Genomic DNA, 20501 nt, shown 5'->3' with positions numbered 1-20501 from the left:
TCGGTTTCTTCTCATCAGATCATTGCGCCGCTTATACCGGGAAACCAATTTGGAAACAGACCGAAAGGATTTTCGTCGCTGTAAAAAAGGATATGCCGCGCTTGCGGCATATCCTTTCAGCTTTTCATGGCACCTGATTCGATATTGTTCATCAAGGCCAGGATTGCAGGAATCAAGTCTCACTTTTTCTCGTTCCGTATCCAGTTCTTCGTCTGCGGCGTTTTTTAGGAAGGTACCCAATTCATCATAATTACCCACAGCGGCTAATACAGCAGCAGTGCCCGCTAATATAGGTAATCCCGTGCTCAGAAACCTTTTTAAACCCATTTTCCTAGGCAATCTCCTTGCTGCTTTTTTGCTTGTTATCTTATAAATCCAAAAACTGATTACCTCGGTCTGACACCCTCCGCCTTAGCAAATTGCTTTGCCGTCATTCCGAACTTATCCTTAAACGCCCGCTCAAAATGTGAGGAACTGGAAAATCCCAGCATTTCCGCAATCTCAAATACAAGGTGCTTTCCCTGCCGCAGTAATCTTGCGGCTTCGTCCAGCTTCTTTTCCCGGATATATTGGCTGGGAGGCAGGCCGGTTTCCCGCTTGAACAGCCCGGAAAAATACTGTGGGTTCAGCCCAGCGTGGGAAGCCGCGGCTTCCACCGTACAGCGCCCGTACAAATTGGCTTGCATGAAACGAATTGATTTTGCCACCGGTTGGGTGTAAGCCTTCGTTTCCAGGGCCTGCACCAGCGCCGCGTAGTGCCTGAGCGCCTGGATAGAGAGCAGTTCCACATCCTCTTTCAATTGGCAGTTCTCTACGGTATACAGATAGTAATCGCTGAGGGAGTAGCTCTCCTCCGGATCCAGCCCCAGCCGAATCGCCGCCCGGCACACTAACGCCACCAGGACGATGACACCGTTCTTCATGGCCCGCAGCCGTTGGGGGGCCATAACGTCGAAATAGCTTTTCGAGTGCTCCAGATAGGGAAGAAGTTCTTCCTCGGCGCCTCCTGTGAGATAGTGCTCAATGAGCAGAGTTTCTTCTTCCGGATCATGATGGCGAAAGCCGCTGAGTATCAAAGACTCAGCCGCCTTTTTCGCGTCGCAGATCGCCACAAAATCACCTCATAAATATATCAGAAATCTCAGATTTATGCTCTTACTATAATTCTTTCTCCACTATAATGCAAGCAATAAATCTGAACGGAGGGATAACGGTGAAAGCGATCGATCTGAATGGGTTATGGCAGATGTGCGTTTTAGGGGAAAGCGAAACACTCCCCGCAAATGTTCCCGGCACGGTGGCGGAGGCCATGCTGGCGGCGGAGAAAATTCCAGACCCCTATTGGCGGGATAACGAAACAAAGGTGCTGCCTGTGTTCGACAAAGACTATGTGTTCAGCAGGGCATTCCACGTGGAGGCTGAGCTGCTGGCCCATGACCGTGTATACCTGCGCTGCGACGGCTTGGATACCCTGGCTGAAATCACCCTGAACGGGGAGCGCTTGGCCGAGACCGATAATATGCACCGAATGTATCGGTTTGACGTGAAGGGGAGGCTTCGTGCCGGGGAAAATACGTTGTCCGTTCTGTTCCGCTCTCCCACCGCCGGGCTGGAAGGGTCTGGAATGGGCAGCTTTCCCACAGGACTACGTAAAGCTGCCTGTATGTATGGCTGGGACTGGGGCCTGTCCTTGCCGGACAGCGGCATCTGGCGGGACATCAGCATAGAGGCATTTAACGGGGCCCGGCTGGATTGGATCAGCATCGTGCAAGACCATACGCCGGGCCGGGTTACTCTGGACATCGCCCCGGAGGCAGAGGTGTGGGACGAGAATGTAATGCTGCGCGGCGAGGTATTGGATCCGGAAGGAAATCTCATAGGAGCGGGAAATGGAGCTTTTCAGGTGAAACTAGAAAATCCCCGGCTATGGCAGCCGGTAGGTTTTGGGGAGCAGCCGCTTTACACCGTGCGTATCACAGCCCAAAAGGACGGCAGGGCGCTTGATGCCCTGGAAAAGCATATTGGCCTGCGCACGGTGGAGCTGGACCGTTCCCGCCAACCGGACGGCTGCTGCGACTATTCGTTCAAAATCAACGGCCGGCCCGTCTATATCAGGGGGCAGGCAATGGTCATCGAAGACGCGTTCCTGGGCCGATCCACCCCAGAACGTTGGAAACGGCTGGTGGACAACGCGCTGCGCTCCAACCTGAACTGCATACGGGTGTGGGGTGGGGCCTACTATCCGCCGGAGCTGTTTTTTGAGCTGTGTGACCGCGCGGGGGTATTAGTATACATGGACTTCATGTTCGCCTGCCGCCCTTACCCGGCAGATGATGCGTTCTGCGAAAATATCCGTATGGAAGCGGAGCAGCAGGTCAAAATGATGGCAAGCCACCCAAGCTTGCTGGTGCTTTGCGGCAACAACGAGATTGGGCTGGTCCAGCAGTGCATGACCGATCCCAACGACCCCATTGGCAAAGCTCTGATGGGAACCTTCGGCAGCTTAAGCGGCGCCCTTACAGACAAAATGGTTCAGGTGCTGACGGACAATTATGACCGGCTTTTCCGGCAGCTGCTGAAAGAGACCAGCATTGAATATGCCCCGCAGATACCATATGTGTCGTCCTCGCCCTCCCTGCCGGAAGGGGTGGAGGGCTCCATCAAGGATATGATTACCAACGGAGATATGCACTTCTATCTGCAATATGTGGGCAATTTGCCTTATCAGGTCATGGCGAAGATCCCTGCCCGAATGCTGTCGGAGGTGGGTTTCCAAAGCTACCCATCCATGAAAACGATAAAAGAATTTTGTGTGCAGGAGGATATGCGGCCGGATTCGCCGGTGATGTACGCCCACCAGAAGTGCAAAAACGGTAACGAGACCATTGAGGAATACATGGGCAGAGACTACACCGTTCCGGAGGATTTCGGGGATTATGTATATCTGTCCCAGCTGATGGCCGCGGAGATCATGAAGTTCACAGCCGAAACTTACCGTCGCCAGAGCGCCTTTAATCGCGGGACGATCGTCTGGCAGTATAACGACTGCTGGCCGGTGGTGTCCTGGTCGGGAGTGGACTATTTTGGGCGCTGGAAGGCCCTGCAATATTTTATAAAACGTTTCTTTGCGCCCGTGCTGCTCAGCGCAAAAGTGGAAGACAGCCGCGCGGAGCTGTGGCTGTCAAATCAGAGTGGGAAAGGGTTTTCAGGGAAAGTCCTGTGGAAACTGCGGGATAACTTGGGAATGGTCGCAAAGGCTGGTGAAAAGCCCCTGACGGTACCAGTAGGAGAGAGCATACTGGCATACAGCCTGAACTTCGCCGAGGACCTGAAAAACCACCGGGACGGGTCATATCTGGAGTACACGCTGCATGATAAATACGACGTCCCCTTAAGCAGCGAAACAGCCCTGTTCTGTCTGCCGAAGGAATACCACTTTGAGCCCCTAAATATCAGCCTGGAGGTGAGCGGACAGGAAATTACCGTAACAGCCGACCGGTACGCAAAGGCCGTCATGCTGGATACGGTCCAGGGAGACTGCCTGTTCTCCGACAACTGGTTTGATCTGTCCGCTGGGGAGTCCAAGCAGATCACAGTCGTGCAGGGGGATGTAATGGGGAAAGAGAATTTGGAGGTAAAGGCATTGAATATGGTTATGTAGAGAGCGCCGACACCGATGTCAATATCACCAGATGCGCCAAGAAAGCCATGACTTTCTGCGCTCGCTCACCCCTCAGCACGCTCCGCATGCCGCAGTTTAGAGCCATTTGCACCCACAGAAGAAAGCCGAAGAAGCAACTGCTTTTTCGGCTTTCTTTGGCAGGGCAGAAGGATTCAATTTTCACCTGTCAGCTCGGTCTCCACTGGAGACCTCCCCCCCCACCGGGACGCGCTCACCCCTCAGTACGTGATTTTGGAGGTGGATAAACATTCATAAATGAACGTTTGGAAAAAGCATGAGTGGGCATGTACCAACCGAATTTCCGCACGGTTGAGTGGTTTGTGTTTCTGAAACTTGCGCCCTGAGAAGCTTTATGATTTATTGATAATATTCAAAAGTCCGGGGCGCAAAACAGGCCAGTTTTGCGATTATAATTCAAAGCTTTTTAGAAGGGAAAAGCCATTTATTTTATAATGGTAATATGGAAATCGAGCTGTATCAAGCAGCAATTCCTTTCTCAAAATCTGCGCCGCTAAACAAAGAAAGCATTTCCAAATCGTACCATTTACTTTTTCAAAGTCTTAAAAACGATACGACAGCATAGCTTTAACGCCCTTTAGCTTCCCATCCCCATCATAAACCGTAACCAGAGCGATCTCCCCGCCATCCGTAGAATTAACAGAGAACACACCGCCTCCCGGCCTCATGTCCGTAAAGCTGTCTACAGCCTTGCCTTCATACCGTATGCTTCTCTTGCCGTCCTTTTCCTGATAAGTCACCCCATAGGGCGCATACTTCTCCATACGCTCCGCAATGGTCTCCCCGGAGCTGTCGCCAGTACCTTCAGTAGCGGTGGCTTCAGCGTTTATAACCGCCCCGCTCTCCACGAAACTTTTATCCTCCGTGCTTTCCCGCAGGCCGGCAAGCTCTCCGTTCTCATAGACCGCTTCCAGGTTCAGCCCCTCTGTACCCAGGCTGTTGCAGACCCAAAGCTGCCGCTGGGCATCAAATAAACTGCGCACGGCCCTGCCGTTCCAGGCCATTTTGAGAGAACCGGTGCTCAGAGTCTGGTCAAACTCATACGTCAGCCCGAAGGGAGCGTAGCGCTCCAATTCCTTAGCCGTGCGATCTCCCTCATACTGGAGCTCCGCGCCTACATAGCTTTGCCCCTCCAGTGCGTCCAGGAACATCTGCTCAGGCTCGAACTCCTCCAGCCGCACCAGGGGCCCCATCAGGTTGTAGCTGCCGTCGCCGTTATCCACCCGCTCCCGGACGGTCCGCACATCAATACTGCCATCTGGGTCGTAATGCTCATACTGAGAAACCCATCCGCCCCCATGCTCCGCGCCGTCCACAAAAATTCGCACCCGCTGGCCGTTCCAGTACAGGTTGCCGTCGCTGTTCTGAAAGGTAAGCCCGCAGCTCTTGTAGTCGTCGAAAAGGCTCGTGTAGTCGAAAGTATCATCGTAAAAATCGGACTGCTCTTTTGCCTCTATGACGTTCTCCCAGTCCGCGCTGCCAACCACTCTGTCAAGCGGATTCATTACCAGCATGGTGTCCTCATCTCCGTCAACGGTCTTGGAGACAAGATATCCGCTCTCAATCATGTTCAGAATTTCCTCATACTCAGCTATCGTCTCGTCCACCACCTCCTGGGTCCAGGTGAACCAGCCGGTGCTTTGTGTCCAACCTTTTGAGCCGATCATATCCTGCAAATTCTTTTTCTCGTTCTCTAACCATGCGGCGTATTCCGCGGCAGTCCACCACTCGACCTCCGGCTCGGGGTATGCCGCGGCGAACTCCTCGTCGGTCATGGCGGTCCAGGTCTCACCGTCATCGAAGCTGTAGTAGGTGGTGCCGTTTTCATCGGTATAGGAGACCAGGGCGGCATCTTTGTTTTCCACCACATAGCTGGTTTGGGGTGCATTATTATCATTGTTATCCGCACTGGCGGATGTGGCAAAAACTGTCACTGTGCCGCCTATCAGGCAGATGGACAGAGCCAGTGCAATCATAGATTTCCTTTTAATAGTCATAATTGATTTTATCCTTTCTTCAATAGGAGTTTTACTGAAATAGTTTCCTATCAAGGCCGGCACGTTTCTGCGTTCCTCCATGCGGATAAGTGCCATAGCGTAGCCGGGCCTCACGTCCTGCCCGAGCAGCCGGAGCACCGCTTCGTCGCAGGCCAGCTCGATGTCCCGGTTGGCAAAGAACAGCATGGCCCAGACCAGCGGGTTGAACCAGTGCACGCAGAACGCGGCAGCCAGCGCCAGCTTGAAAAGACCATCGAACCGGCGGATATGGGTCCACTCGTGGGCCAGCACATAGTCTAAAGTGTCCCTGTCGTTCCAGTCTGCTGACTTGGGCAGAAGTATCACCGGACGCAGAATGCCATAGGTCAACGGCACGGCTATTCTGTCAGACTGCCGGACGGTGACCGGGCGGCGAAGCCTATGCTCCTTGAGCCACACACTCACATAGTCGTTGTGAACAGGCAGCGCCTCCCGGAACTCCCGGCGGCATTTTACATAGACTGCAATAAAGTACCAGGAGCAGACCAGGAACCCTGCCAGCCAGAGCGCGGCCAAGGGGTCAATGCTTGTGGCAGCACGGCCTGTAATGGCAGGTGTTTCAGTGACTCCGCCTGCCATTACAGCGGGGATGCGAGGTGTGCCTATTGGTCCAGGCTGATGAACTGTAGCCGAAGCGGGCCTGTTCAAAAGCGAGTACACGCTGCACGTTGCAGGCAGAGAAAACGGTACCAATAGTCGCACCAGCACCAGCGCCCACAGCGCCGGGAACAGCCGCTTGGGCAGCCGTTGTAGAGCCAGCGTTCGGACCAGCAGGATCGCCAAAATCATGGCCGCGCCGGACAGGCTCATTTGCAGGAGGCTCATTTCTCCACCTCTCCCTCAACCATCTGTTTCAGCCGGTCAATTTGCTCCGCCGAGAGCTTTTTGCTCCCCAGCAGCGCGGCGAACAGCTTATCCACCGAGCCGTCGTACAGCTTGCCTATGAGTTCGTCGGTCTCGGCCTCCTGCACAGCTTCTTTTGGAATAAGGGCGTGACAGAGAAATCCTGGCTCACTGCGCTCGATAGCCCCTTTGGCAATACATTTTTTGATGACGGTGTATGTGGTGTTCATGTTCCAGCCGGTCTCGGCCTTAAGGATGTCGGAAATTTCTTTGGCGGTGCGGTCGCCGCCGCGCCAGAGAACGTTCATTACTTTCAGTTCGGAATCGAATAGTTTGATTGGCATTTTTATCGGCCCTTTCTTTGAAACTATTGCAATAGTTTGCACGTTTATACTATCACAATAGTGTGGGGCTGTCAAGACTATTGCAGTAGTTCAAATGTAAAGAAGTTGTGAATGGGGCGGCTACACCCGCCCGGTGAACTTCCGCAAACGGTACTACCGGATTTTGAAAGCTGCTGGGATAAAGCAGAAAGGTCTCCACAGCCTCAGACACACGTTTGGAAGTTTGCTAGTGAACGGTATACGTCAGCCAGACGGAACGCTGATGGCACTCTCGCCCCGCCAAGTGGCCGACCTCCTGGGTCACAGCACCTCACAGATAACCGAACTATATTATGTTAAAAAAGACATGACCCGCCTGCAAGGAATCACAGATGGGTTCAATTTTTAGCAGGAGCAAGCCAGCACAGGGGAAAGCGCTGCAAATTTTTGATGATTTATTGATGCTGTGCCAGACGGAAAGGTTAGAAACGGATACGGCCAGATACGAAAAAAGCGCAAAATACACACCATAGAGAGCGGCACCATAGACCGTACCCAGCCACCCCCAAACACGAGAAAAGCCCGGAATTCCAAGGAATTCCGGGCCATGTCTGTGGCAGGGGCAGAAGGATTCGAACCCTCGGCACGCGGTTTTGGAGTGGATGTGGAAAAGACATGAGAGGACATACAACAGCCAGTTTTCCGCGCCGTTGAGCCGTTTGTGTTCCCGAAAAGTACGCCACAAAAGATTTTGATGATTTATTGATGATGTTGGATTTTCTCAGCCCTCAAAAAGGGCTTTTTTCATCTGCTTGTCTGAAAAAACTCTCAGAAAACTACATAGATAATACCATGCACACAAGCTAACTGTCAAGAGTTCGACAGCTCAAAATTTGTGCTGCAAAACAAAGAAGAAAAATAATATGATTTCGACAATAGAGAGCATAGTTTGGCAACACTCAAAACTTGAACGGTCTTTCATTTCAGTTGACTTTATCGCGCTGCAATGCTATTATCTGCAATGCTATAATCTTTGAAAAGCAAAAAGATACCAGGAGGAAAAGCATATGACGTTTCCAATCACAGCACGATATCTCTGTCTGCCGGTGGACAAAAAAAGCCCCGTGGTGAAGCTACATTTTTATTCTGATGGGCAGAAGTTTCAAGAGGCAGACATCAGCCTGGGCACGGATGATAATGTAGATTTCTACAGTGCTATGGACGTGGAAAAATATGTGGGCAAGACCATCGAAATCGCTGGAGAGATACCGGCCGGTGCGGGAGAGAAGATACACTGCCAGGACAAAAGGCCTGCCACTGAATATGCTTTTCGCCCCCAGATCCACTTTGCCGCTGAAACCGGCTGGATTAACGACCCCAACGGTCTGATTTACGCGAACGGCGTATACCACCTTTACCACCAGTGGAACCCCTTTGGAACAGAATGGGGGAATATGCACTGGGGCCACGGAGTGAGCCAGGATATGATAACCTGGGAGCATAGGCCCATGGCCATGGAGCCGGATGAGTATGGCACGGCTTACTCCGGGTGCGCGTGGCAGGACAGGGAGAATACGGCGGGCTTTGGAAAAGACGCCCTGCTGTTCTTGTACACGGCCTCGGGCGGGTGCAACCAGTGGTCTATTGATGCCGGGAACCAGCATACTCAGCGGCTGGCCGTGTCCACTGACGGCGGTGAGAGCCTAGAAAAGCACGGCCTGGTTTTAGGCCATATTATGGGTGGCAACCGCGACCCAAAGGTGTTCTATCATGAGGAGAGCGCTGCCTATGTGATGGTGCTATTCCTGGACGGGAATGAGTTCGCCATTTTCCGCTCCCAAGACCTGCTCCATTGGACGGAAAGCCAGCGGTTCACAGCGGATAAAATGTGGGAGTGTCCGGATCTGTTCCGGCTGGAGGTGGACAATGCCCTCGGCGCAGAGGTCGGCGAAAAGAAGTGGGTGTTCTGGTCCGCCGACGGCTATTACATGGTAGGCGAGTTTGACGGCTACCGGTTCACGCCGGAAACCGAAGTGCTGACCGCCTACAGCACAGACCTTGGCTACGCCGCCCAGACCTTCGCGGGCATAGAGGGCCGTACGGTGAGCGTGGCCTGGCTCCGCACGGAGAACCACCGGGGCAATTTTCGGGGGATGATGTCCATTCCCACAGAGCTGTCGCTGATGAAAGTGGATGGCGGCTGGAAAATGTGTTTCCGACCAGTGCAGGAAATCTGGAAACGCTTTTCAAAGTACCGGGAGCATACGGTCGAGAATGGGAAAGTCGCGGTCCCCATGGGCGGCAAGCCGGTGATCGCGGTGATCAACTGGAAATCGGGCGAGAAACATATTGTAAAAGTGGGCGCGACAGAAATGGAGGTCGGAGATTCCGCCCAGCCGCTTACTTTGATCGTAGACCACGGTATTGTGGAATATTTTGGAGACGGCGGCACGGTGTATGGTTCGATGGAGGCTGAGGAGGACGTGCTGAGCGGCGAGATCACCGTCGGTTCCGACGCGGAAAATATCTGTGTGTTTGAGATGCTGTAAGGTACAGCAGAGAGGGAATCAGTATGAGCGTTTATGAAATGAATGACAGAAAATCTTTCGGCTTTTCGGCGGAGAATCCTACCGGGACCTGGGGCGGCGGCTCACGGGGCGGGGACTGCGAAAAGCTGCGTCCATGCATCGACATCGCGCCGGGCGAAACCGTGACGCTCTGCAACACGGAGGGGCCGGGGATGATTACCCATATGTGGTTCACCGGGTACATCGGACATTCCTTTGTGCTTCGGATCTATTGGGATGGCTTGGAACGGCCCTCGGTGGAGGCGCCCATCTCCGCATTTTTTGGCTGCGCCTATGACGAAAATTTCGCAGACCGGGACGGGAACTACCCGGTTTTGAACTCCGCCATGGTGCTGGTGGCCCCGGGCCGGGGGTATAACTGCTACTGGGAGATGCCCTTTCAAAAGCGCTGCCGGATTACCATGGAGAACCGCGGAGCCGAAAAGCAGACCTTGTTTTACATGATCTCCGGCTGGCATGGAGCAGTGGCTGAAAATAGCGGCTATTTCCACGCCGCCTACCGGCAGGAGCACCCGGTTCAAAGGGGGCGCAGCTATACGGTGGTGGACAGAATCCAGGGGAAAGGCTGCTTTGCGGGGCTAAGCCTTGCCGCTGGCATGAACGGCCACAACACCTGCTGGGTGGAAGGCGAGGCCAAAATGTATATCGACGGCGACCACTACCCAACCATGAATTACACCGGCACCGAGGACTATTTCGGCGGGGCCTATGCCTTTGGCAACGATGTATATCAGCACCGCTACCAGACGTTCTCGGGGCTTTATACCGGGCTTTATGCCATTCTGGGCGACACCGACGAGATGTACAACCACCAGAAGCGCTTCCTTCTTTACCGCTGGCATGTAAAGGACCCGGTCTATTTTGACCGGGATTTCCGCATGGTTTTGGACAATCTGGGCTGGACCGGGCCTCGGTATGACGACTACACCACGGTGGCCTACTGGTACTTGGCGGAGCCTGCTCCCACGCCGGTGCAGCTGCCTGCGGATACGGAGATGGTGATGAAGTAACGGGAGAAGGGTGGTATCTATCGGATCAGGAAGAACACGGATATGCAATAGTGTGCGAGAATATCCAGTGAAAAGGGCGCAGAAAACCGTCAAAAAGACAAGCAGGTTAAAGCGCGGGGTCTACCGCGCTGGTGACATCGGACGGCAGAGCCGACCGTTGGGGCAAAATGAGGGATTTTTCTTTCTGAAAATCAGGGGTCGGTTGATAGAGGGCTTTTATGAAGGAGATTGTGCAAATTAATGCACGAGAAAACCTGCCTATAGGGCAGGACAAGCATAGCGTCCGGCTATACGCCGTCCGCAGGAGCCGGGAAACTCGGTTCTCCCCCTGCCCCTAAAGGGGAGTTGTAAGGGCTTTGGTGAGCGCTCGAAATTTGCACCGCTAAACAAAGAAAGGAATTTATCAAAGGAGCAAGAAGAAAAGTAAGAAAAATGTCAGTGGACTTTCTCGGCGAGGTGTGGTATTGTGGTGTGCTGAGAAAGGAGGCTGACAAGCATGGTTCAAAAGAAACTGCTCACGAATGGAAAAGCCTTTAAGAGAACCGACGACCGCTGGGGCGTCACAGTCTGGTACATGGATGAAAAAGGAGAACGTAAGCGTAAATCGTTCTCCGGTACTACCAAGGCAGAAGTCACCAAGAAGATGACCGACTACGTTGCGGCCTTTAACGATGTCTTGCAGGAGTCCGATGAATCCCGCAAAACGCTCAAGGAGAGCATGACCCACTGGCTACAGGTTTTTAAGTTTCCCTCAGTGGAGCGCACAACCTATGACTGCTGTGATTACCTATTCGGTTGAACACCAAATCTTTTTGTAAAGAAAATTGTTGCGAGATTAACTATTATGTGCTATAATCCAGACATCAGATATTTGCGGAGTGAGATAATGACAAACGAGAATATGTTTTCAAACTGTGTCTCAAATTATTCAAAAGGTAGGCATGGATATGCTCCCGGTGTTATTGATTTGCTATGTACAAAAATTTTAAAGAAGAACGCCAAAATTGCAGATGTTGGTTCAGGCACAGGCATTTTTGCCAGAGAACTCCTAAACCGAGGATTTGATGTGTTTTGTATCGAACCCAATGAGAAGATGAGATTGGAAGCGGAGCAGGAGTTTATAGGTAATGTGCATTTTGTCTCCATAGCTGCGTCTGCTGAGGATACTACGCTTTCCCCAAATAGTATTGATTTGATAACAGCAGCTTCAGCATTCCATTGGTTTGACACAGATAAATTTTGCCTTGAGAGTAAACGCATTTTGAAACCAGACGGTATACTTTTTACAGTTGCAAATGCCCGTAATTATACAGACGAATTTACATATCATCAGCATGAGATATGCAAAAAATTTTGCCCGAATTTTACTTCTTTGTGTCATGGCTTAGATAAATCTATACCTTTGTTTGAAAAAATATTTGGGACTGATATGCATCAGCAGAGATTTGACTTCCCATTAGAATATACGAAGGAAAGGTTTATTAACCGCAGTTTGTCATCATCTTATGCGCCGTCCCCAAACACAAAAGAGCAGAGGGAATATGTACAGGAGTTATGGGATTTGATGAATACTTTTGCTCCTGATAGTGATACAATTATTGTTTCCAACATTTCTGTTGTGTATTGGGGAAAATTGGTATAGCAATTCTAGTTTCAACGAACGGTTCATCTGCAAGAGACTCTCAGAGATGGGTTCAATTTTTTGCCAGAGCCAGCGCGAGTGGGGAGCGCAACCGCAGTTTTTTGATGATTTATTGATGCTGTGCCAGACGGAAAAGCTAGAAACGGATACGAACAGAAACGAAAAAAGCGCAAAACACACGCCATAGAGAACGGCAAAGTAGACCGCATCCCGCCACCCCAAAACACAAGAAAAGCCCGGAATTCCAAGGAATTCCGGGCCAAGTCTGTGGCAGGGGCAGAAGGATTCGAACCCTCGGCACGCGGTTTTGGAGACCGCTGCTCTACCAGCTGAGCTATACCCCTATTTCTGAAATGGTGCTTTCCATTTCTTGCTCAATTAGTTTACCATTTTGCCGCGTAGATGTCAACATATTTTTCGGGGAAACTTGGTGAAAAGATCTGTGCTGGCTGTAAAGGCGGTTTCTTGACACCTGGGTACTGCCATGATAAAATATTGATGGTAATATCTGAAATGAGGGCTGTGCCGCATTTCATTTTATGAAAGCTGTGGTTTTGGAAATGTCCTGCCACAGTGTGTGGCGCTTGTTTTCGATGAAGAGGTATTTATGCGTATGATATGCTTTATGAAAAAACCGATCCTTCTTTTTTTCACCTGCCTGATCCTGGCTGGCGTCGTGCTGGGCTCCGAAGCTGGGTGCGCCGCGAAAACGCCTGCCCGGGTGGAGGTTCCGATCCTGATGTATCACAACCTCTGTGAGGATTCAGAAAGCTCGCAGGTATCCACGAATACCATTACCCGCGGGCAGTTTGAAGCGGAGCTGGCGCTGCTGGACAAGCTGGGAAAGAACACGGTCACCTTTGATGAACTCATTGCCTATGTGGAGGAGGGAACGCCGCTGCCAAAAAATCCGGTGTGCCTCACCTTCGATGACGGTTACCTCAGCAATTATGAGATCGCTTTTCCCATTTTGCAAGAGCGCGGCATGAAAGCTACCATTTTTGTGATCGGCGCTACAGTGGGTAATAAGGAGCACTACAAGGAAACGGATTTTCCCATTACGCCCCATTTTGACTATACGGAAGCCAAGGAAATGGTGGATTCTGGCCTGATTTCCATTCAATCTCACACCTATGACATGCACCAGTGGGCGAAATATGAAACCGGCAATGAGATCCGTACCAATATTCTGAAGCTTCCCAATGAAACTGAGGAAGAATATACCCTGGCTGTAACCAAGGATCTCACCCGTTCCCGGACGGAGATCGAGGAAAAGGCGGGGAATCCCGTGAATGTTTTGGCTTATCCCGGCGGTTCCTTTGATGATCTCAGTCAAAAGCTGGTAAAGGAGTTGGGAATAAAGGCCACTTTGGCGATCACGCCCGGAAAAGCGGAGCTTATCTATGGAAAACAGGAAAGCTTATTTGCCATGAACCGCTTTTATGTGACCGACAACACCACGGAAGAGATCTTCCGGGAATGGCTTAAGTGAGCAAAATTTTTGAAGCTGCCCTTTTTCGCAAAAGAGCAAAAAACATTTTTGGAAAAAACAGGAAGATTCCTGACGAGAAAAAGCTTGACAACAGAATCTCTGTATTGTATAATAACCGTTGCCTGATAATGATTCAGGCATTTGGCCCGGTAGTTCAGCTGGTTAGAACGCTAGCCTGTCACGCTAGAGGTCGACGGTTCGAGCCCGTTCCGGGTCGCCATGCTGCTATGGCTCAGGCGGTAGAGCGCATCCTTGGTAAGGATGAGGTCTCCAGTTCGAATCTGGATAGCAGCTCCAGAAAGCGCTGTGCTCTTTATGAGCATGGCGCTTCTTGTTTTGAATAAAGGCCTCATCCTCCGCCGTGAACGCGGCGGGGTTTGGGGCGAAGCCCCATTTTTTATGAAGGAGAAGCGCAGCTTCTTTTGGAAGATATCGTCAGATATCTTCTCTCCAGCTTCGAATCTGGATAGCAGCTCCAGAAAGCGCTGTGCTCTTTATGAGCATGGCGCTTCTTGTTTTGAATAAAGACCTCATCCTCCGCCGTGAACGCGGCGGGGTTTGGGGCGAAGCCCCATTTTTATGGAGGAGAAGCGCAGCTTCTTTCGGAAGATATCGTCAGATATCTTCTCTCCAGCTTCGAATCTGGATAGCAGCTCCAGAAGAATCCCGACAAACTGCGGTTTGTCGGGATTCTGGTTTTTTCGGTTTACTCACTTTTAAGATTTTGGCCACAACAGAAAGCGCTTGGAAACAAAAGGAAACTGCCAAAGAGGGATCGCGGCATGAATTCTATCTATTACCTTTCCAAGAAGGAAGGAAAGCAATACTTTGGAAGCGATTTAGTTATTTCATTAAGCTTCGTGCCCCAAAAAGCTACCGCTGTCATTTCGATATTATGAGCGAAAGGTTGCCCACATAAATCAAGGAAGCTCGCCGGAGTTCTTTTGAACATCTTCGGCGGGCTTTTTTATAGTGTCTTACCTGGCCTGGCTCATAAAATACTTCTCTTCCCCACAGACTTCCCCTGCATCTGTTCGTACCTTTCAGAACTTCCTTCTTTCGCATAATCCGCCGGATCACGGCAACTCTAATTTTATGGCGATGGAGGAACAGATTTTCGGCGGGCCAAACGGCTTGCTTTTCAAATTTATTCTTCTCGGCCAACCCTGATGATTGCCGCCCATGTTGTCGAAACGACAGGGACGGTGAAGAAAGGACAGCACATATGCCAAACCATCTGAAAAGCGAAACCAGCCCGTACCTTCTCCAGCATGCGGAAAACCCGGTAGACTGGTACCCCTGGGGAGAAGAGGCTTTCCGCAGGGCCAAAGAAGAGGATAAGCCCATTTTCCTCAGCATTGGCTACAGCACCTGCCATTGGTGCCATGTTATGGCAAAGGAAAGCTTTCAGGACCTGAAGATAGCGGAGCTTCTAAACCGATGGTTTATCTCTGTCAAGGTCGACCGTGAGGAGCGCCCCGATATAGACAGCGTTTATATGGCGGTCTGTCAGGCCTTTACCGGCAGCGGCGGCTGGCCTACCAGTATTTTTCTGACGCCGGAGCAGCAGCCCTTCTTTGCCGGCACTTACTTTCCCAAACACAGCCAGGGCGGTATAGCAGGCTTTGGAGAGCTTTTAGAGCTGATCCATGAGAAATGGGAACAAGAGCGCTTTGCCCTATTGCGTCAGGCAAAGGAACTTGTGGCGCTGCTGAATCGGCAGACGCAAATGGAACAGGAAACTGAACCGCAGCTGCCGGAAACAGCCGTACAGCTTTACAAACGAAGCTTTGACCGAAAATACGGCGGATTTGGCGGCGCGCCAAAATTTCCCTCTCCCCACAACCTTCTGTTTCTCCTGGCTTACTATCGAAGACGAAAGGATCCGGATTGTCTGGCGATGGCGGAACAGACGCTGCTGCAAATGTACCGTGGAGGTCTCTTCGATCACATTGGCGGAGGCTTCTGCCGGTATTCTACCGACGCGCGATTTCTGGCTCCGCACTTTGAAAAGATGCTATATGACAACGCACTGTTGATTTTAGCTTATTGCGAAGCATATGCTCTTACAAAAAAAGAGATCTATCTTCGTGTGGCAGAGCGAACGGCAAATTTTATCCTGCGGGAAATGACCGCGCCGGAGGGCGGATTCTACAGCGCTCAAGACGCCGACAGTGACGGCGAGGAAGGAAAATACTATCTTTTTCAGCCGGAAGAGCTGATCTCCCTTCTGGGCTCGGAACAAGGCAGGGCTTTTAACGCGCATTTTGATATTACCGCCTCAGGTAATTTTGAAGGAAAAAGCATTCCCAATCTGCTGCACAGCGACCCGGAAGTGAGGTCTTTTGACTGCTTGTTAGAGCGGGTTTACCAATACCGCAAAAGCCGCTGTTCGCTTCCTCTGGACGATAAGCTCCTGACCGCCTGGAACGCTCTGACGATTGCGGCGCTCTGCCGTTTGTATAAGATTGATGGAAATGAAAAATATCTGCATGCCGCAAAACGGGCCGATCTGTTTCTGCGGGAGCATCTGTGGAGGAACGGTACGCTCCATGTCAGCTTTCGAGTTGGACAATTAGGAGCAAAAGGCTTTCTGGACGATCACGCCGCCTGCCTGTTTGCCCAATTAGCGCTGTATGACGTGACCTATGACAAGGAATACCTGAACGAGGCGGAGCAGCTTTGCCAAAATACGATTTCCAAATTCCAAGACGCCGAAAACGGCGGCTTTTACCTTTATGGAAAAGAGCAGGAAGCCCTGATCCTTCGGCCTAAGGAAACCTATGACGGGGCAATCCCCAGCGGGAATTCCCTGATGGCATGGAGCCTGGTGCGGCTCAGCCAGCTTATTCCGGAAAAGGATCTTGAGTCGGCGGCAAAACGGCAATTAGACTTTATGACCGCGGACGCCGGCCAATACCCGCCCGGCCACGCCATGCTTCTGCTGGCGCTTTTGGACTACAGCGAACCGCCGCCAAAGGTGACAGTGGTCCTGGCGGAACCATCGGAACGGGAACCGCTGCCGCTGCTTCTTCCCTCCGACGCAATCGTTATTCTGCGGGAGCCGGATCGGGAGTATCCACTGAAAAACGGAAAAACTACTTTTTATGTTTGCCGGGATCACCGCTGTCTGCCTCCGGTCAATGAATGGAAGGAAGAGTAAAAAACTTTCTTTCCCCAAACACACAAAGCAATCACTACAATGAAAAGCCACAACCAAATATCCTGTGTCAAAACCACAGAATATTGAAGTTGAGGCTTTCTTCAAATGCTGCTGTTTTTTGAGTTTTTAGGGCAAAACCGGTTCATCTGGCACCGCTTTCCTCTATCAGTTCGGTGCAGACCTGCACATACCGGCAGACAGAGCCGACCCACACCTCCCGATAGGTAGCGTTGTTGTTCTGGGGCCAATAGGGCTCGTCGCCGTTATTCAGGGTCTCTATGCCCACGGGGACCTCCCCTACGCTTTCGCCGGTGAGCACCGCGTACTGGCGGCAGTAATTACTGCCCATGCCGTACACCAGAGACTGGCCGAAGGGGTTCTTTCCCCAGGTCCAGTAAAGCTGCTCCCGGGCCAGCTGCAGCAGGGCTTCCTCTCCGAAGCAGCGGCCCAAAATTCCCGCCGCCTTCCCCATGGAAAGCAGCACTGCCTCATTTCCCCGGAAAGAGAACCAGACCGGGAAATTCCGCAGTACATAGCCGCCGCCCAGAGGCTTTCCGGCGGCGAGCTGCTCCAGGTAATTTTCCCGCTCCTGATGATACTGGCAGGTCACGTGCAGGAAGGGAAACAGCTCTTCGTTTTCCGCCTCGCTGACATGGTGCACTCCGGCGGGAAGCATGCCGTAAGGGGCGGTATTGCCCGCGATGGCCTTCAGGTAGCTTCCGTAGCGCCACATTCCCTCTTCCCAGGCGGCGCGCTCCGGGGCCTCCGGCTGCGTGCGGCACAGGGCCTCCAACGCCTGAACGAACTGATGCTCTCTGGCCTGATGATTGAAATGCACGATGGTCTTGTGGCTTTCGTCCCGGTAAAAGAAGCCTGTGAAGGGAAGGCCCGCTTCTCCGGTTTCCTGACAGGAGAGTAGACTTTTCCCATACTCCCGGGCAGCGGCGCCGTATTCCTCCGCTTTTGTGACCTCATACAGGCAGCTGGCCGCCCAGGTGATCACCGCGTAATATTGAGACAGGCCGCTGTTGTAGGTATGCTCGTACATATGGGCCGGTTCCACGCCGGTTTGGGCAAATTTCTTTTCCGCAAAGGCGGAATCCTCCCGGGCGGCTTTCAGGGCGCATTCCGCCAGGCCCTTGTCATAGTTCATCAGGCACCGGGCCGCAAAGGCCTCGATCCCGGCAAACAGAAAGTTTTCATAGGAATGGTCGTGCACCCGAGCCTCCACATCGTCGAAATTTCCCATGAGGCCGTCGGTGTACCGGGTAAGCCCGGCGCTGGTGGCCCGATACCCGTCTCCGAACCGGGTGCGAAGAATGAAATCCAGTCCCCAAACGGCTTCCTCCATCAGCCGGAGATACAGCGGGCGATCCTCTTTACAGCGATCCGCCGCCTCAAACAACGCCTGAACGATCTCCCCCGTCTGCGCCGCCTGCTGAGACTGATCTCCCGCGTCGTGCCAGCCGCCGGAAAAGCTCAGGGCAGCTCCGTTGTGGTGGGCCAGAATATCCTGGTGGCAGGCTCCGTGCCTGCCGTCCACCGGGAAGCCGCAGCGCTGGCAGTAAAAGAAATTTACGGCCTTCCACAGGGCCTCGGTGCAAAGCTCCTCCGAAATGGAAAAGACTGGGCTTTCCAGCTTGCCGGAGCGTAAAAAATACCTGCCGGGAGCGGACACCTCCGTAAAATCCATCACCCCAAAAACGCCGCGCTCGTTTACTTCCCGGCTTACCGCGCCGGTAAAAACTGTCTTTCCGGTTTCCGCCTCGACCACACTGAAGCTTTCTGCCTCTCCGGCGGCAACGGCGCGCTTTTCTCCCCTCGGCCAATATCCCGCTGTAGACAGGCGGATCCCCGGGGTGGGATTTTCCCAGCCCAGCTCATGCTCCGGGCATTCCAGCTGTTCCAGCCTGATCTCCTGAAATTCATAGGCGAGCGCTTCCCCGGCGGAAATATCGTGGCCGCTGCAAAGCACATAGAAAAAAAGCTGGCAAACGGCGTCCCGGGGCATGGCGGCAAATTCCCAAATGCAGTCATTCCACTCACCGTTTTTCAGGTCAAACACTGTGGAGCCCTCCCGGAAATAGGGATCCGGAATTGGAACGCTCCCCCGGTTTTCTATGGAAGCGTGCACATGCAAAATGCGGGCGCCCAAAATACGGGGCCGCACCTGAAAGCGCAGACGGTGATACTCCCGCCAATCCTCCCGGTCAAAGGAAAAAGCAAGCTTTGCTGTGCCAAAATTGCAGTAGTCCCCATCGGCAGGGGCTCCCTCGGGCCAGCGCTCTGTTCGCAGCGGGGCGGTCATGCACAAAGTATCCTCACGCTCCTCCAGGGCAGCCAGCCCCATTGCTCGCGGTCTCGAGGCGCGGACGCCCTCTCCATACAAGCACCTGCTTTTCAGCACCGCCTTTTTCGCAAAGCCTGCTTCCAAGCTGTTTTCCGGGTGCAGGGGCAAAGGACGATGCACAAAAAGACTTTCCTGTATTTCACGAGTCAGCTTGGGATCCATTTTTTCTCCTCCTGTTGTATAAAGCCGTTTAGCTTGGTAGATAAATCCAGTATTTTTCAGGGCGATAGCCCGGCAGCGAAAGCCTCTCCGCTCCTGGCCCTTCTACTATAGTATGAAACCCTTTTCCACGCAACGGAAGGTTCCCCCAAAAATCGCTTCCTGTTTTTAGGGAAAACGCCGGAATTCTGCCGCCAAGCCTTTTATTTTCATTTTATGTATTTTTCGGCGAAAGCTCCTCCTTTACCACCCGTAAAAACATCTCCATATCCTCGCCGAGAGTTCTGGCCGCGATCACCCCGTAGGCAATGGAAAAGTTCTCGTCCAGTGGCACCGCCGTAAGGGCGGGGTGCACATGGCTCCAGCATTCCGGGGACAGCAGCAGCCCGCCGCTTTCCACGCAGCGGTTGAAGGTTTCCATGTTATAAATGGGCAGAATGTCTTCGATGACAATGTTGGAAGCCTCTGAAAGCAGCAGGGCCCGCATGTTGTCGTTGACCGGGCTGGTACCGGGCTTCATGTGCAGAATCGTCTCTCCCCTCAGCTCCTTGAATTTCAGGGAGCTTTTCCCCGCCAGCCTGTGCTCCCGGTTCATCAGCAAAACAAAGCGGTACCTTCCAATGGGAATAAAACGGCACTTTTCCTCTGCCGAGGGGTTGTTATAGGGCCCGATCAAAAAGTCGAAGTTTTTCCCCAAATGCTCATACCGCCGGCGGTCGTCGGAAAAAGGAATGATCTGAAACTGAAACCGAGAGCCCAGTCCTTTTTGCTGCCAGAGCTCCAGAAAGACCTGACAGGGAGACAGGGCCGAGCTGCCCACCCGCAGGGTTTTCCGCACGGGCCTGCCCGCCGCCTGAACGCGCTTTACCGCTTCTCTGGAATGCCGGATCAGCTCTCCCGCCTCCCGGTAGAGAACCTCCCCGGCAGGGGTCAGCCTCACGCCCTGATTAGAACGCTCCAAAAGCTGGACTCCCATGCGGTTTTCCAGGTGATTCAGCTGCTTGATCACAGCGGTATGCGTGAGAAACAAGCCCTCCGCCGCTTTGGAGAAGCTGCCACGGTCCGCCACTTCTCTGAAAACCTCCAGGGTTCGGTCGTACATGCCACCCGCCGCCTTTCGCTGAAACTTTTTGTTTCCGCCATTGTAGCAAATCGGAACTTCCCTGTCAAGAAAAGGCAGAGTAGACTAGGGGTT

At 52.5% G+C, this 20501-nt stretch carries 14 protein-coding genes and 3 tRNA genes; 11 read left to right on the top strand and 6 right to left on the bottom strand.

Translation table 11 applies throughout. From position 1 onward, the window contains the following. Positions 1-386: 386 nt before the first annotated feature. Positions 387-1112 (bottom strand): helix-turn-helix domain-containing protein, encoded by a 726-nt coding sequence (locus U8T64_RS10090; RefSeq protein ID WP_322183286.1) that lies wholly within the window; start codon positions 1110-1112, stop codon positions 387-389. 101 nt (positions 1113-1213) lie between these two features. Here U8T64_RS10090 and U8T64_RS10085 point away from each other — a divergent pair, with 101 nt between their 5' ends. Further along, positions 1214-3661, top strand: coding sequence for a beta-mannosidase (locus tag U8T64_RS10085; protein WP_322183285.1), 2448 nt, complete (start codon positions 1214-1216; stop codon positions 3659-3661). A gap of 581 nt (positions 3662-4242) precedes the next feature. On the opposite strand, the gene U8T64_RS10080 is transcribed toward U8T64_RS10085, so the two are convergent. Further along, complete coding sequence (locus tag U8T64_RS10080) at positions 4243-6561, bottom strand: M56 family metallopeptidase (protein ID WP_322183284.1); 2319 nt, start codon at positions 6559-6561, stop codon at positions 4243-4245. Further along, on the bottom strand, positions 6558-6923 hold the full coding sequence (locus tag U8T64_RS10075) for a BlaI/MecI/CopY family transcriptional regulator (RefSeq protein WP_322183283.1): 366 nt from the start codon (positions 6921-6923) through the stop codon (positions 6558-6560). The genes U8T64_RS10080 and U8T64_RS10075 overlap by 4 nt, the downstream gene beginning before the upstream one ends. Positions 6924-7969: 1046 nt before the next feature. On the opposite strand from U8T64_RS10075, the gene U8T64_RS10070 reads away from it, so the two are divergent. The 4 genes from U8T64_RS10070 to U8T64_RS10055 all read left to right on the top strand — a co-directional run bounded on the left by U8T64_RS10070 (position 7970) and on the right by U8T64_RS10055 (position 12142). Then, on the top strand, positions 7970-9451 hold the full coding sequence (locus U8T64_RS10070; RefSeq protein ID WP_322183282.1) for a glycoside hydrolase family 32 protein: 1482 nt from the start codon (positions 7970-7972) through the stop codon (positions 9449-9451). A 23-nt stretch (positions 9452-9474) separates the two neighbouring features. After that, on the top strand, positions 9475-10500 hold the full coding sequence (locus tag U8T64_RS10065; RefSeq protein ID WP_322183281.1) for a glycoside hydrolase family 172 protein: 1026 nt from the start codon (positions 9475-9477) through the stop codon (positions 10498-10500). A gap of 496 nt (positions 10501-10996) precedes the next feature. Then, entirely contained in the window at positions 10997-11299 is a 303-nt protein-coding gene (locus tag U8T64_RS10060; RefSeq protein ID WP_322183280.1) for a hypothetical protein, read from the top strand. An 87-nt stretch (positions 11300-11386) separates the two neighbouring features. After that, entirely contained in the window at positions 11387-12142 is a 756-nt protein-coding gene (locus tag U8T64_RS10055; protein ID WP_322183279.1) for a class I SAM-dependent methyltransferase, read from the top strand. Between the two features lie 268 nt (positions 12143-12410). On the opposite strand, the gene U8T64_RS10050 is transcribed toward U8T64_RS10055, so the two are convergent. Further along, positions 12411-12486 (bottom strand) — tRNA-Trp (locus U8T64_RS10050). A 269-nt stretch (positions 12487-12755) separates the two neighbouring features. On the opposite strand from U8T64_RS10050, the gene U8T64_RS10045 reads away from it, so the two are divergent. The 6 genes from U8T64_RS10045 (at position 12756) to U8T64_RS10020 (ending at position 16797) form a co-directional block, all read left to right on the top strand. After that, positions 12756-13634 (top strand): polysaccharide deacetylase family protein, encoded by an 879-nt coding sequence (locus U8T64_RS10045; RefSeq protein WP_322183278.1) that lies wholly within the window; start codon positions 12756-12758, stop codon positions 13632-13634. A gap of 143 nt (positions 13635-13777) precedes the next feature. Beyond that, positions 13778-13854: transfer RNA gene (locus U8T64_RS10040), tRNA-Asp, on the top strand. 1 nt (position 13855) lies between these two features. Then, a tRNA-Thr gene (locus U8T64_RS10035) sits at positions 13856-13931 on the top strand. A gap of 18 nt (positions 13932-13949) precedes the next feature. Then, complete coding sequence (locus U8T64_RS10030; RefSeq protein ID WP_322183277.1) at positions 13950-14159, top strand: hypothetical protein; 210 nt, start codon at positions 13950-13952, stop codon at positions 14157-14159. Then, the gene (locus U8T64_RS10025) at positions 14131-14553 is read left to right on the top strand and encodes a hypothetical protein (RefSeq protein ID WP_322183276.1); all 423 of its coding nucleotides are present in this window, start codon (positions 14131-14133) and stop codon (positions 14551-14553) included. The genes U8T64_RS10030 and U8T64_RS10025 overlap by 29 nt, the downstream gene beginning before the upstream one ends. Positions 14554-14859: 306 nt before the next feature. Beyond that, positions 14860-16797, top strand: a complete 1938-nt coding sequence (locus U8T64_RS10020) for a thioredoxin domain-containing protein (RefSeq protein ID WP_322183275.1) — start codon at positions 14860-14862, stop codon at positions 16795-16797. Positions 16798-16939: 142 nt separating this feature from the next. Here U8T64_RS10020 and U8T64_RS10015 read toward each other — a convergent pair whose 3' ends face one another. After that, complete coding sequence (locus U8T64_RS10015) at positions 16940-19309, bottom strand: glycoside hydrolase family 9 protein (protein WP_322183274.1); 2370 nt, start codon at positions 19307-19309, stop codon at positions 16940-16942. A 211-nt stretch (positions 19310-19520) separates the two neighbouring features. Next, on the bottom strand, positions 19521-20408 hold the full coding sequence (locus tag U8T64_RS10010; RefSeq protein WP_322183273.1) for a LysR family transcriptional regulator: 888 nt from the start codon (positions 20406-20408) through the stop codon (positions 19521-19523). Positions 20409-20501: the final 93 nt, after the last annotated feature.

Origin of the sequence: Neglectibacter caecimuris (assembly GCF_034335015.1) — a bacterium.
GTDB classification, from domain to species: Bacteria; Bacillota; Clostridia; order Oscillospirales; family Acutalibacteraceae; genus Acutalibacter; species Acutalibacter caecimuris_A.
Note: the sequence above shows the minus strand (reverse complement) of the source record. Positions and strands in the feature narration are given on the sequence as shown.

Bases quoted from the DNA above. Each gene is read 5' to 3' on its own strand.
- U8T64_RS10055 (WP_322183279.1), top strand. From the start codon at position 11,387: ATGACAAACGAGAATATGTTTTCAAACTGTGTCTCAAATTATTCAAAA.
- U8T64_RS10030 (WP_322183277.1), top strand. From the start codon at position 13,950: ATGAGCATGGCGCTTCTTGTTTTGAATAAAGGCCTCATCCTCCGCCGT.
- U8T64_RS10075 (WP_322183283.1), bottom strand. From the start codon at position 6,923: ATGCCAATCAAACTATTCGATTCCGAACTGAAAGTAATGAACGTTCTC.
- U8T64_RS10080 (WP_322183284.1), bottom strand. From the start codon at position 6,561: ATGAGCCTCCTGCAAATGAGCCTGTCCGGCGCGGCCATGATTTTGGCG.
- U8T64_RS10020 (WP_322183275.1), top strand. From the start codon at position 14,860: ATGCCAAACCATCTGAAAAGCGAAACCAGCCCGTACCTTCTCCAGCAT.
- U8T64_RS10045 (WP_322183278.1), top strand. From the start codon at position 12,756: ATGATATGCTTTATGAAAAAACCGATCCTTCTTTTTTTCACCTGCCTG.
- U8T64_RS10065 (WP_322183281.1), top strand. From the start codon at position 9,475: ATGAGCGTTTATGAAATGAATGACAGAAAATCTTTCGGCTTTTCGGCG.
- U8T64_RS10060 (WP_322183280.1), top strand. From the start codon at position 10,997: ATGGTTCAAAAGAAACTGCTCACGAATGGAAAAGCCTTTAAGAGAACC.
- U8T64_RS10015 (WP_322183274.1), bottom strand. From the start codon at position 19,309: ATGGATCCCAAGCTGACTCGTGAAATACAGGAAAGTCTTTTTGTGCAT.
- U8T64_RS10070 (WP_322183282.1), top strand. From the start codon at position 7,970: ATGACGTTTCCAATCACAGCACGATATCTCTGTCTGCCGGTGGACAAA.
- U8T64_RS10010 (WP_322183273.1), bottom strand. From the start codon at position 20,408: ATGTACGACCGAACCCTGGAGGTTTTCAGAGAAGTGGCGGACCGTGGC.
- U8T64_RS10025 (WP_322183276.1), top strand. From the start codon at position 14,131: ATGAGCATGGCGCTTCTTGTTTTGAATAAAGACCTCATCCTCCGCCGT.